Origin of the sequence: Aeromonas sp. R7-4, assembly GCF_040908055.1 — a bacterium.
Lineage (GTDB): Bacteria > Pseudomonadota > Gammaproteobacteria > Enterobacterales > Aeromonadaceae > Aeromonas > Aeromonas sanarellii.
In genome coordinates this window covers 33,825-46,249 of sequence record NZ_JBFODA010000050.1, presented here as the reverse complement: position 1 = coordinate 46,249, position 12,425 = coordinate 33,825, and the positions used below count along the sequence as shown (strand labels likewise).

Below are 12,425 nucleotides of genomic sequence, written 5' to 3'. Positions count from 1 at the left end.
TTCATCACACCAGCCCCAGGCCGGTGATAACCAGGTCGATCAGCTTGATACCGATAAAGGGCACTATCAGACCGCCGACGCCGTAGATCAGCAGGTTGCGGCGCAGCAGGCTGGCGGCCGTGCCCTGCAGGCTGACCCCGCGCAGGGCCAGGGGCACCAGCGCGACGATGATCAGAGCGTTGAAGATGATGGCCGACAGGATGGCGCTCTCCGGACTGCCCAGCTGCATCAGGTTCAGCGCTCCCAGCTGCGGATAGGCGGCGATGAACAGGGCCGGCAGGATGGCGAAGTACTTGGCCACGTCGTTGGCGATGGAGAAGGTGGTCAGGGCGCCGCGGGTCACCAGCAGCTGCTTGCCCACCAGCACCACGTCCAGCAGCTTGGTAGGGTTGGAGTCGAGATCCACCAAGTTGCCCGCCTCCTTGGCGGCCTGGGTACCCTCGTTCATGGCCAGGCCCATGTCGGCCTGGGCCAGCGCCGGTGCATCGTTGGCGCCGTCCCCGCACATGGCGACCAGCCGGCCGTCTGCCTGCTCCTGGCGGATGTAGGCCAGCTTCTTCTCCGGGGTCGCCTCGGCGATGAAGTCGTCCACCCCGGCCTCGGCGGCGATGGCTGCGGCGGTCAGCGGGTTGTCCCCGGTGATCATCACAGTGCGTATCCCCATGTGGCGCAGGGTCTGGAAGCGTGCCTTGATGCCGGGCTTGATGATGTCCTTGAGGTACACCACCCCCAGCAGCTGCTCGTGGGTGCAGACCAGCAGCGGTGTGCCCCCCTGGCGGGCGATGTGATCGACGGATTTGAGGATGAGCTCGGGCACCCCCTTGCGCTCGAGGGAGAGGTAGCGCAGCACCGCATCCACCGCCCCCTTGCGGTATTGGTGGCCGTTGCGATCCAGCCCGCTCAACCGGGTTTCGGCGCTGAAGGGGATCACCTTGTCGCTCTCCAGCTGACTCGGCTTGGCCATGCTCTTGCCGGCCAGGGTCAAGATGGATTTGCCCTCCGGGGTGTTGTCACCCAGGGAGGCCAGCATGGCCGCCTGGGCCAGCAAGGAGGGATCCACCCCGGGTGCCGGGATCAGCTCGTCCGCCATCCGGTTGCCGAAGGTGATGGTGCCGGTCTTGTCCAGCAGCAGGGTGCGTACGTCACCGGCGGCCTCCACGGCACGGCCGGACTTGGCGATCACGTTGAGCTTCACCAGCCTGTCCATGCCGGCGATGCCGATGGCGGAGAGCAGGCCGCCTATGGTGGTCGGGATCAGAGTGATGAAGAGCGCGATCAGATAGAGACGCGGGACCTGGGTGTCGTTGTAGTCGAGGAACCAGGGCAGGGTGGCGACCACCAGCAGGAAGATCAGGGTCAACCCCACCAGCAGGGTGTCCAGTGCCATCTCGTTCGGGGTCTTCTGGCGCTTGGCCCCTTCCACCAGGGCGATCATGCGATCCAGGGTGCTTTCACCCGGGTTGTTGCTGACCCGGATCCAGATCTCGTCGGAGACGACTGTGGTGTTGCCGGTCACGCCGCTGCGGTCGGTGCCCGACTCGCGGATCACGGGGGCGGATTCCCCGGTGATGGCCGCCTCGTTGACCGAGGCGATGCCGGCGATGACCTCACCGTCTGCCGGGATCATCTCGCCGCTGCGAACCAGCACCAGGTCTCCCTTGAGCAGGCTGGTGGCCGGCACCCATTCCCCTTGCCCATCCCTGGGGTCTGTGACACGACGTGCCTTGAGCTGGCTCATGCCCGCCTTCAGGCTGTCGGCCCGCGCCTTGCCGCGACCTTCGGCCAGGGTTTCGGCGAAGTTCGCAAACCAGAGGGTCAGCCAGAGCCAGGCGGTGAGCTGCCAGGCCAGCGAAGGAGCGACTCCGGAGAGCGGTTGCCCCAGCAGCGACTCCAGGGTCGCCATCACGGCCGCCAGCCAGAGAGTGAACAGGATGGGGCTGCCCAGCAGTGCCCTGGGGTTGAAGCGATAGAGGGCTTCCACCATAGCCTGCAGGATCTGTGATTTCTGTTTCTTGCCCTTCACCTTGAGGGTGTCGGTGCTCATTGAAGCGGACTTGCTCATTGGAAAGCTCCCAGCATCGAATAGTTGGTCACGCAGATCAGTCGGGTGTGCAGCATCAGAAGGCACCTCCCAGCAGGCTCAGGTGTTCCGCCACCGGGCCCAGCGCCAGCACCGGCAGGAAGGAGAGACCCCCCATCAGCAGCACGGTGACGATCAGCAGGGTGATGAAGAGCGGGCCGCTGACGGGGAAGTCCCCTTCACTTCGCTCCTGACGAGGGGCGCGGGCCAGCTGGCCGGCGATGGCCAGCACGGGGATGATGTAGCCGAAGCGACCGAGCAGCATGGCCAGCCCGATGGCGATGCACTGCCAGCTGTCGGCGGCGGCAAAGCCTGCGAAGGCGGAGCCGTTGTTGCCGGCGGCCGAGGCGTAGGCATAGATCAGCCGTGACAGACCGTGGGGGCCATCGTGACCGATGACGGTGGCGGAGTCCGGCATCAGCAGGGTAATGCCGCCGATCACCAATACCCCGACCGGCATCACCAGCATGCTGGCGACCACCCACTTCATCTCGGTGATGCCGAGCCGTTTGCCCAGATAGGTGGGGGTGCGCCCCACCATCAGGCCGCACAGGAACACGGTGAGCAGCACGAACAGCATCATGCCGTAGATGCCGGCGCCGACGCCGCCGAACACCACTTCACCCAGCAGCATGTTGATCATGCCGACCATGCCGGCGAGGGGGGTGAAGCTGTCGTGCATGGCGTTGACCGAGCCGTTGGAGGCGGCGGTGGTGGCCACTTCCCAGATGCTGGACAGCACGGGGCCGAAACGGCTCTCCTTGCCTTCCCAATTGCCGGCTTCGCTGGTGAGGTGGGAGAGGGCGGGATCCGGTTTCAGCTCCTGGCCGATGGCGAGGCAGAGCCCCAGCACCAGCATGATGGTCATGGCGATGAGAATGGCGCGGCTGTGGGCCAGATCCTTCACGTAGCGACCCAGGGTGCAGACCATGGCGGCAGCCAGAGTCAGCAGGGCGACCATCTCCAGCCAGTTGGAGAGGGCGGTGGGGTTTTCGAACGGATGGGCCGAGTTGATGCCGAAGAAGCCGCCGCCGTTGGAGCCGAGCTGCTTGATGGCGATCTGGGAGGCGGCCGGGCCGAGCGGCAGCAGCTGTTCCTGGCCTTCCAGTCCGTGGAACGGCAGGTAGGCCGACAGGCTCTGGGGCACCCCCTGCCAGACCAGCAGCAGCGCCAGGATCAGCGCCATCGGCAGCAGCACATAGAGGCAGAAACGCACCAGATCCTGCCAGAAGTTGCCGAGGTGGGTGGTCTGCTGGCGGGCGATGCCGCGGAACAGGGCGACGGCGACGGCGGCACCGGTGCCGGCGGAGACGAAGTTCTGGGTGGTGAGCCCCACCATCTGGCTGAAGTAGGAGAGGCTGGCTTCGCCGGAGTAGGCCTGCCAGTTGGTGTTGGTCATGAAGCTGACCGCGGTGTTGAAGGCGAGTTGCCAGTTCAGCCCGGGCAGCTGTTGCGGGTTGAGGGGCAGCAGCCCCTGCGCCAGCAGGCTCAGGAACAGCAGGCCGAAGCCGGCGCCGTTGAAGGCCAGCAGGCTGAGGGCGTAGGACTTCCAGTCCTGCTCGCGCCCGTCCGTGCCACAGCAGGCCAGGGTGGCGCGCTCAAGCGGGGCCAGCCAGCGACTCTTGCCTTCAAACACCCGATAGAGGTAGTTGCCAAGCAGAGGTGCCGGCAGCAGCACCAGCAGCACGAACGCGACGGGATAGATGATCTCTTGCCACATATCCGGTTCCTCACTCATGGGTGCGCGCGAGGGCGCGCAGCAGATAACCCGCGAGGGCGAGGACCAGCAGCAGATATAGCCAATTCATAACGACTCCGTTGAGGTAATTAGCGTCAGGGACCGATGCATATCCGTGTCGATCCCAGAGGTGTCATTGACGCTGAAAGGGTATGAAAGAGGGGCGTAAAGGCGCCATAAAGCGGCCGGGAGCGGGCGTAAAATCGGCGTAAAGAAGGCGGGTGTTGCCGGCTGGTGGACGGGCAAGGCACAAAAAACCCGGCCTGGGCCGGGTTTGGTAGCAAGTTGCTGTGACCTTGATATGCGGTTAGCGCATGGTCACAAACTCTTCCGCACTGGTGGGGTGAATGGCGACGCAGTTGTCGAAGTCCGCCTTGGTGGCGCCCATCTTCATGGCGACGCCGAAGCCTTGCAGGATCTCGTCCATGGCGAAGCCGATGCCGTGCAGGCCGACCACCTTCTCTTCCGGCCCGACGCAGACCAGTTTCATCCGGGTGGGCTGGCGATGCTGGGTCAGGGCCGAGTACATGGCGGTGAACTGGCTGCGGTAGACCTTGACCTTATCTTCACCGTATTTGGCGACGGCTTCCGGCTCGGTCAGCCCTATGGTGCCGATGGGCGGGTGGCTGAACACCACGGTCGGCACCAGATCGTAGTTGAGGTGCTCGCCCGGCTTGTTGTTGAACAGCCGCTCGGAGAGGCGGCGGCCCGCCGCGACAGCCACCGGGGTGAGCTGGATGCGGCCTGTGTTGTCACCGACGGCATAGACGTTGGCGACATTGGTGTTCTGGAACTTGTCGGTCGGGATAAAGCCCTTCTCGTCCAGCTCGATGCCGGCGGCGGCCAGATTGAGGTTGTCGGTGGCCGGGACGCGGCCGATGGCCCAGATCAGGCAGTCGACGGTGAGGTGGCGACCATCTTCCAGTTGCAGGGTCAGGCTGTCGTCGGCGTTCTTGACCACCGCTTTCGGGATGGCGTGGGTGTGCAGCCTGGGCCCTTCCTGCGCCATGATCTCCACCAGGGTCTCGTGGATCATGGGGTCGAAGTTGCGCAGCGGCGCGTGCTTGCGCACCACCAGATGGGTCTCCGAGCCGAGCGCCTGCATCACGCCTGCGATCTCCACGGCGATGTAGCCGGCCCCCACCACGGCGACCCGTTTGGGCTGGCTTTGCAGGTCGAAGAAACCGTCGGAGTCGATGCCCAGTTCGGCGCCCGGAATGGTCGGGACCTCGGGGCGGCCGCCGGTGGCGATCAGTATGTGATCGGCCGTGTACTGCTCGCCGTTCACCTCGACGGTATGGTTGTCGACGAAGCGGGCGAAGCCCTTGATGACGGTGATCTGGTTCTTGCCCAGCACGTTCTGGTAGGACTGATGAATGCGGCCGATGTAGGCCTGGCGGGACTCGACCAGCCTGGCCCAGCTGAAGTGGTTGAGGGTGGTGTCGAAGCCGTAGTCGGCACCGTATTTCAGGGCATCGGCGATCTGGCCTGCATACCACATGGCCTTCTTCGGCACGCAGCCGACGTTGACGCAGGTGCCACCCAGCTCTTTGGCTTCGATCAGGGCGACTCTCTTGCCGTACATGGCGGCCCGGTTGGCCGAGGCGATGCCGCCGCTGCCGCCGCCGATGGCGATGTAGTCAAAATGCTGTGCCATTGCGAGGTTCTCCGCTCGTTGAGGATGCAATCACAGCATGATGGGGACAAAGCGGCCGGCTCACAAGAGCCGGTGCTCAGTTCTGCTGGATGGGCAGGCGAATGTGGAACTGGGCACCCTGCCCCGGTTCGCTGGCGCAGTGGATGCGGCCGCGCAGCAGTTGCACCACCAGGTTGTAGATGATGTGGGTGCCGAGCCCGCTGCCGCCATGGCCCCGCTTGGAGGTGACGAAGGGATCGAAGATGCGCGGCAGTATCTCCGGCGGGATGCCGCGACCGTTGTCGCTGTAGTCGATGACCAGCTCGTCTCCCTGCTGCTCCACCTTGATGGTGATCTTTCTGGGTCTGTCCCAGTCATCGAAACCGTGATGGATGGAGTTGAGGATCAGGTTGGAATAGATCTGGGTGAAGCTGCCAGGGAAGGAGTAGAGGGTCAGCTTGGGATCGCATTGAATGTCGACCTCGCACTGGGCCTTCTTCAGCTTGTAGCCGAGGGAGACCACCACCTGGTGCAGGTTGTCGGCGAGGCTGAAGTTGTAGCGCGCCTCGGACGACTGATCGACCGCCACCTGCTTGAAGCTGGCGATGAGCTCGGAGGCACGCCTCAGGTTGCCTTGCAGCAGCTGCATCGACTCGTCGAGATTCTGGGTGAACTCGTTGAGGTAGGAACGGGAGAGCTGCTTGGCCTCGAGGTGCTGCTTGAAGTCGGCGACTCGCTCCTGCAGATAGGAGGAGGCGGTCACGCTGATGCCGATGGGGGTGTTGATCTCGTGGGCCACGCCGGCGACAAGGGATCCGAGGGAGGCCATCTTCTCCGATTCCACCAGGGTCTGCTGGGCCTGCTTGAGATCGTCGTAGGCCTTGCCGAGCTGCTCGTTGGCATCGCTCAGGCTGCGGGTACGCTCCGCCACCTTGCCCTCCAGCTGCTCGTTGAACAGGGTGATCTCCCGCTCCACCTTCTTGAGGGGAGTGATGTCGTAGCCAAAGCCGATCAGGTACTTGAGATTGGGCCCCTCGTAGAAGGGGGCGAAGGTCCACTGCAGGACCAGCTCGTTGCCCTGCTGGTCGTGCATGGTGATCTCCCTGTCCTCCAGCGCCCCCTGTTCGGTCAGGATGGCGGCCAGCTCGTCGCGCTGCTCCTGGCTGACGAACAGATCCAGCCAGTTGTGCTGCAGCAGCTCCTCATGGTGATAGCCGGTCAGCAGTATGGCCGCCGGGTTGATGCTGGCGATGTTGAGATCCGGCTCCATGCAGCAGATGACCATGTTGGCGGAGTTGATCAGGGTGGCGGAGAAGTCCCGCTCCTGTTGCAGCTGATCGGCGGCCTGGTGGCGGGCCGTGAACTCGTCGTTCAGCCGGGTGCGCATCTGGTTGAGGGTGGCGGCCAGCGTATCGAACTCGTCCGGGTGCTTGCGGGGCAGGGGGCGCCCCTCCAGGGTCAGCTCGACCGCCAGGCGATCCAGGCTAAGTTTCTGGGCGTAGCTGACGATGCGGTTGATATGACGGATCACCAGATAGTAGATGATGACCAGGATGCAGAAGGAGACCACCAGGGTCTTGATGGTCTGGCTGACCAGGATCAGCACGGACTTCTCGATGAGGCGCTGATAGACCTGATCCAGCGAGGCGGCGACGAACAGCTTGCCAACCACTTCCCCCTGGTAGCTGAGGGTGAATTCGCGGGAGATGTCGTACTGGGCCTGCTCCACTCCCTGGGTTAGCAGGGGCACCTCGGAGTTGCCCAGCATCTCCTTGACCATGACGAACTGCATGTTGGGCAGGTTCATGATGCCTTCGATCTGCACCTTGACCTGCTCTTCATCCAAGTTCCACAGGCTGGCGGAGATGGGCTGCAGGAAGGAGGCCTCGATCTGGTCGATGCTGGCCTCGATGACGGTCACGTCCTTGTTGTAGTCCCAGGCGAGCTGCAGCACAGTGATGGCCAGCGCCAGCAACGTGCTGCAGATCAGAATGTAGGAAAGCAGACGATATGAGAGTCCGTTAAGGCCGACGGCCTTGGAGAAGAGTCCTGACATGGCGTCCTTGCGGTCTGGATTGAGAACGGTTTAGTGTAACTGCTTCATGGACTTGTGTCGTGTGTGATCAAATGGATAAAAATAAGGCCCCTTTCGGGGCCTTATTTGTGTGGGCAGGGATCAGTGACCGCCCTTGGCCTTGGCCGGAATGGACTCGTCGAATTCCGGCAGCGGCTTGTGCTCCGAGGCCAGGAAGGTGTAGATCACCGGCAGCACGAACAGGGTGAACAGGGTGCCGATGGCCAGTCCCGCCACGATGACGATGCCGATGCTGAAGCGCTGGGCCGCGCCCGCCCCCGAGGCATAGAGCAGGGGGATCAGACCGGCGATCATGGCTGCCGTGGTCATCAGGATGGGGCGCAGACGCACCTTGGCGGCCTGCATCACGGCCTGCATCCGGTTCAGGCCGTGCAGCAGCTGCTCCTCCTTCGCCACCTCGCAGATCAAAATACCATGCTTGGTAATCAGACCGACCAGGGTGATGAGACCGACCTGGGAGTAGATGTTCATGGTGGCCATGCCCCATGCCAGGGCGATCAGCGCGCCGCTGATGGCGAGCGGCACCGACACCATGATCACCAGGGGATCGCGCACCGATTCGAACTGGATGGCCAGCACCAGGAAGATGATGGCCAGGGCCAGGGCGAAGGTGGCGTAGAGCGCATTGCCTTCGGTCACGAACTGGCGGGCTTCCCCCATGAAGTCATAACGATAGCCTTGGGGCAGCTTCTCTTCCGCGGTGGCCTTGAACCAGTTGATCGCATCCCCCATGGCCACGCCAGGTGCCGGAACGGCGCCTATGGTGGCGGAGTTCAGCTGGTTGAAGTGGGGCAGGGCACGGGGCTCGCCCACCACCTCAATCTTGATCAGGCTGCCCAGCGGGATCGACTTGCCGTCGGCGGCACGCACGTAGTAGCCCTTGAGGGACTCGGGGTTCAGGCGGTACTTGCGTTCCACCTGCGGGATCACCTCGTAGGAGCGGCCATCCAGATCGATACGGTTGACGTAACCGTCCGCCATCATGGTGCCCATGGTGATGCCGATGTCCTGCATGGTGATGCCGTAGGCACCCGCCTTGTCCTTGTCGATGCTGATCTTCATGGTGGCCGAGTCGTAGTTCAGATCGAGATCCGAATAGACGAACTGGCCGTTGGCCTGGGTGGCCGCCAGCATCTCACCCGCGATCAGGAACAGGCTCTCGAAGCTGTTCGGGGTGGTGATGACGAACTGGATGGGCAGACCGCTCGACGCACCCGGCAGCTCGGGGAACTGGAAGGTGGTGATGGCCATCCCGGGGATGCCCTGCACCAGACCGGCGACCCGATCCAGCACCTCTTTCTGGCTCGCCTCACGCTGGCTCCAGGGCACCATGGAGGCGATGCCGAAGGCCTGGTTGGCGTTGAACACCCCGGAGAAGACCTGGGAGTAGGCGATCTCGGGCTGGTCGTCCAGGATCTTGTTCACGTCCGCCATGGTGTTTTCGATGTAGTCCAGGTTGGCGTTGGAGGGCGCCGTGCCCAGCACGGCCATGACCCCCTTGTCCTCGGACGGCGCCAATTCGCTCGGGATGAACTTGAACAGCAGCGGCAGGCTGGCGAACACGATGACGGCGAACAGGATGACCACGATGCGCTTTTGCATCACGGCATGCAGCATGCTGTCGTAGCGGGCCGTCATCCGGTCCAGCAGATCGTGCACGGTACGCTCGAACTTGCCCGGCTCCTCGTTGGCCCTGAGCATCTTGGCGCACATCATGGGCGACAGGGTCAGGGCGATGATGCCGGAGACGAAGACCGCCCCCGCCAGGGTCAGCGCGAACTCCTTGAACAGGGAGCCTGTGATGCCCCCCATCAGGGCGATGGGCGCGTACACCGCGGCCAGGGTGACCGTCATGGCGATGACGGGCACGGCGATCTCCCGGGTGCCTATGATGGCGGCCCGGAACGGCTCTTCCCCTTCCTTGATGTGACGGTCGACGTTCTCCAGCACCACGATGGCGTCATCCACCACCAGGCCGATCGCCAGCACCATGGCCAGCAGGGTCATCAGGTTTATCGAGAAGCCGAACATGTCCATCATCATCACCACCCCGATGAGGCTCAGCGGTATGGTGATGATGGGGATGATGACCGCCCGGAACGAACCCAGGAACAGGGTGATCACGACCAGCACTATAGCGGCCGCCTCCAGTATGGTCTTGATGACCTCGTGGATGGACTCGTTGATGGCGATGGTGGAGTCATACAGGACGTTCACCTGCATGGTGCTCGGCATGTTGCTCTTCAGGCTCGGCAGCAGCTCCAGCACATCGTGGGCGATGTTGATGGGGTTGGCGGTCGGTGCCGCGTTGATGGCCAGTACCACGGCCTCGCGGCCGTTGGCGCTGGCGCGATAGATGTCGTGGCTCTTCTCCAACGACACCTTGGCGATGTCGGAGAGGCGGATCACCTTGCTGTCCCGGGTCGCCACCACCAGGCGCTTGAGCTCCTCGATGTTGCTGACCTGGGTTTCGGCGTTGCCGTTGAACAGGGTGAAGTAACCCGTGGCCTGGCCGGTGGCAGACTGATAGTTGTTGCTGTTGAGCACAGTCATCACGTCGCTGGAGGTCAGGTCAAAGGCGGCCATCTTGGCCGGATCCAGCCACACCCGCAGGGCGAACTCGACCCCACCGTACAGATCCACCTTGGAGACCCCCCCCACGGTGAACAGCTGGGGCTTGATGACCCGTTCCAGGTAGTCGGTGATCTGGCTGGAGTTGAGCTCAGGGCTGGTGAAGCCCATGTAGAGCACCGCCGTGGTGGAGCCGGTGGAGGAGGTGACCGAGGGGTCTTCCGCCTCTTTGGGCAACTGGGAACGCACCGAGTTGACCTTGGCCAGGATGTCGGACAGCGCGGCATTGGGATCGGTGTTCAGCTTCATGTAGGCCGTTACCGTGGAGCTGCCCAGCTGGCTCGAGGAGGTCATGAAGTCGATGTTGTCGGCTTGTGCGACCGCCTGCTCCAGCGGCTGGGTGATGAAGCCCTGGATCAGGTCCGAACTGGCGCCGTAGTAGCTGGTGGTGACCGTGATCACCGTGTTGGTGACCTCGGGGTATTCCCGCACCTGCATCTTGAAGATGGCCTGGAAGCCCAGCAGGGCTATCAGGAAGCTGAGCGAGATCGCCAGCACCGGCCGTTTTATGAATATGTCGGTAAATCGCATCGCAGATCTCCGCGTTTACAGCATCGGGGTTTGTGCCGGGACGGCGAGGGCATCGTTCTCGACCACGCGTACCTTGGTGTCGTTGCTCAGGCGAACCTGGCCCGACAGCACGATTTGATCGCCGGCCTTGATGCCGGAGAGCACATGGACGTCGTTGCCACGGCGCTCACCCGCCTTGACCACTACCTGCTTGGCGCGTTTCATGCCGTCCACCTCGTGAATGACGTAGACGTTCTCGCCATAGAGGGTGAAGGAGATGGCGGACTGCGGGATCACGATCTGATCCTTCACCGTGGGCAGTATGATGCTGGCGCGGGCGAACATGCCGGAGCGGAGCTGACCCTCGTTGTTCGGGATGTCCGCCTGCACCTGGACCAGGCCGCTCTGGTAGTTGACCGCAGGTTCGATGGCGGTGATCTGGCCGTCAAACTGGGTCTGGGGATAGGCATCCACGTTGATCTTGATGGTCTGGCCCAGGGTAATCCTGGAGATGTCGGTCTGGGGCACGGTGAAGCGCAGGCGCATCACGCTGGTGTCTTCCAGCCGCACTATCTCGGTTCCCGGCTCCAGGTACTGACCGAGGAAGACGTTGCGCAGGCCCACGGCGCCGCTGAAGGGGGCGCGCACTTCGCGACGGGCTATGGTGGCCTTCAGGCTGTCGATGTCCGCCTCCAGGGAGCGGTAGCTCGCCTCGGCATCATCCAGCTGGTCCCGGGAGATAGAGTTCTTCTGGTACAGGTTCTTGTAGCGCTCGAACTTGGCCCGGGCCGCCGGCAGTCTGGCCTGGGAAGAGTTCAGGTTGGCCTTTTCCACGCTGGAGTCCAGGCTCAGCAGCAGCTGATCCGCCTTGACGTGCGCCCCGGATTCAAACCGGATGGCGTCGATGGTGCCTGACAGCTCGCTGGAGAGGGTGACCCCCTGATTCGGCTCGATGAAGCCGATCGCCTCTATGGTGGGGACCCAGTCCTGGGCCTTGGTCACCATGGCGGTCACCGGGAACTCTGGCTCGGGTCGATTGGCCATGAACTCTGCGATCTTCTTCTGTTTGAACATATTGAAACCGATGACACTGCCAAACAGGGCGAGTGCTATCAGCAGCATGACGGCCATCCACTTTTTCATGAACAGGCTCCTGTGATGGAAACATTAGGGTTTAAAATGGCATTCCAGCTGGCCCGGATGACCGTCTCCAGCTGTTCCTGCGTCAATTCGAAATCGTGAACCCGGCGTTGCTGTGCCAGGTTGGCCACGCAATCCAGACTCAATGCCTGCAACACCAGGACGGGGAGGTCGATGAAGAGTCCCTGCTGGCGTCCCTGCTCGAAGAAGCGCTCAAGTGGCGCCCACGTCGCCATTATGACCGGATCCCGCTCCAATTCAGCCCCCAATGGAGAACTTTCGTACTGCAATTTGCACTTGAGTGCATTGGGGTAGCTGGTAAAGATGGCATCTATGTTGAGCCAGAGGCGGCGATACTGCCGGTATGACACCTCCTCTATCTGCACGCCCTCCATGACCAGGGGATGACATTTGAGAATAGTGTGCTGATAGAGCTGGCGGATCAGATCATCCTTGTCGCTGAAGTAGCGATAGATGGTCCCTGCCGCCACCTTGGCTTTCTTGGCGACCACGGCAATGGAAAGGCCGTAGAAGCCTTGCTCGCCGAGGATCTCGTGAGCCGCTTCAAAAATGCGTTCTTTCTTATCCATGGTTA

Annotated in this window: 7 protein-coding genes; all 7 read right to left on the bottom strand. The window is 62.8% G+C overall.

Annotation, left to right across the window (positions count from 1 at the left end):
* Nucleotides 1–4: 4 nt before the first annotated feature.
* The 7 genes from kdpB to AB5Y72_RS13175 all read right to left on the bottom strand — a co-directional run bounded on the left by kdpB (nucleotide 5) and on the right by AB5Y72_RS13175 (nucleotide 12,420).
* Entirely contained in the window at nucleotides 5–2,062 is a 2,058-nt protein-coding gene (gene kdpB, locus AB5Y72_RS13205) for a potassium-transporting ATPase subunit KdpB (protein WP_368199067.1), read from the bottom strand.
* 55 nt (nucleotides 2,063–2,117) lie between these two features.
* Entirely contained in the window at nucleotides 2,118–3,800 is a 1,683-nt protein-coding gene (kdpA, locus tag AB5Y72_RS13200; protein WP_368199066.1) for a potassium-transporting ATPase subunit KdpA, read from the bottom strand.
* Nucleotides 3,801–4,125: 325 nt separating this feature from the next.
* Complete coding sequence (gene gorA / locus AB5Y72_RS13195) at nucleotides 4,126–5,475, bottom strand: glutathione-disulfide reductase (RefSeq protein WP_368199065.1); 1,350 nt, start codon at nucleotides 5,473–5,475, stop codon at nucleotides 4,126–4,128.
* Between the two features lie 76 nt (nucleotides 5,476–5,551).
* Nucleotides 5,552–7,510, bottom strand: coding sequence for an ATP-binding protein (locus AB5Y72_RS13190; RefSeq protein WP_368199064.1), 1,959 nt, complete (start codon nucleotides 7,508–7,510; stop codon nucleotides 5,552–5,554).
* A 120-nt stretch (nucleotides 7,511–7,630) separates the two neighbouring features.
* Nucleotides 7,631–10,711 (bottom strand): multidrug efflux RND transporter permease subunit, encoded by a 3,081-nt coding sequence (locus AB5Y72_RS13185; RefSeq protein WP_042079049.1) that lies wholly within the window; start codon nucleotides 10,709–10,711, stop codon nucleotides 7,631–7,633.
* Between the two features lie 15 nt (nucleotides 10,712–10,726).
* Nucleotides 10,727–11,833, bottom strand: coding sequence for an efflux RND transporter periplasmic adaptor subunit (locus AB5Y72_RS13180; RefSeq protein ID WP_368199063.1), 1,107 nt, complete (start codon nucleotides 11,831–11,833; stop codon nucleotides 10,727–10,729).
* A complete protein-coding gene (locus tag AB5Y72_RS13175; RefSeq protein ID WP_042079047.1) occupies nucleotides 11,830–12,420 on the bottom strand; it encodes a TetR/AcrR family transcriptional regulator in 591 nt (196 codons plus the stop codon). The genes AB5Y72_RS13180 and AB5Y72_RS13175 overlap by 4 nt, the downstream gene beginning before the upstream one ends.
* Between the last annotated feature and the right edge of the window lie 5 nt (nucleotides 12,421–12,425).

Coding starts and splice junctions, on each gene's coding strand:
- kdpB (WP_368199067.1), bottom strand. CDS start 2,062: ATGAGCAAGTCCGCTTCAATGAGCACCGACACCCTCAAGGTGAAGGGC.
- kdpA (WP_368199066.1), bottom strand. CDS start 3,800: ATGTGGCAAGAGATCATCTATCCCGTCGCGTTCGTGCTGCTGGTGCTG.
- gorA (WP_368199065.1), bottom strand. CDS start 5,475: ATGGCACAGCATTTTGACTACATCGCCATCGGCGGCGGCAGCGGCGGC.
- AB5Y72_RS13190 (WP_368199064.1), bottom strand. CDS start 7,510: ATGTCAGGACTCTTCTCCAAGGCCGTCGGCCTTAACGGACTCTCATAT.
- AB5Y72_RS13185 (WP_042079049.1), bottom strand. CDS start 10,711: ATGCGATTTACCGACATATTCATAAAACGGCCGGTGCTGGCGATCTCG.
- AB5Y72_RS13180 (WP_368199063.1), bottom strand. CDS start 11,833: ATGAAAAAGTGGATGGCCGTCATGCTGCTGATAGCACTCGCCCTGTTT.
- AB5Y72_RS13175 (WP_042079047.1), bottom strand. CDS start 12,420: ATGGATAAGAAAGAACGCATTTTTGAAGCGGCTCACGAGATCCTCGGC.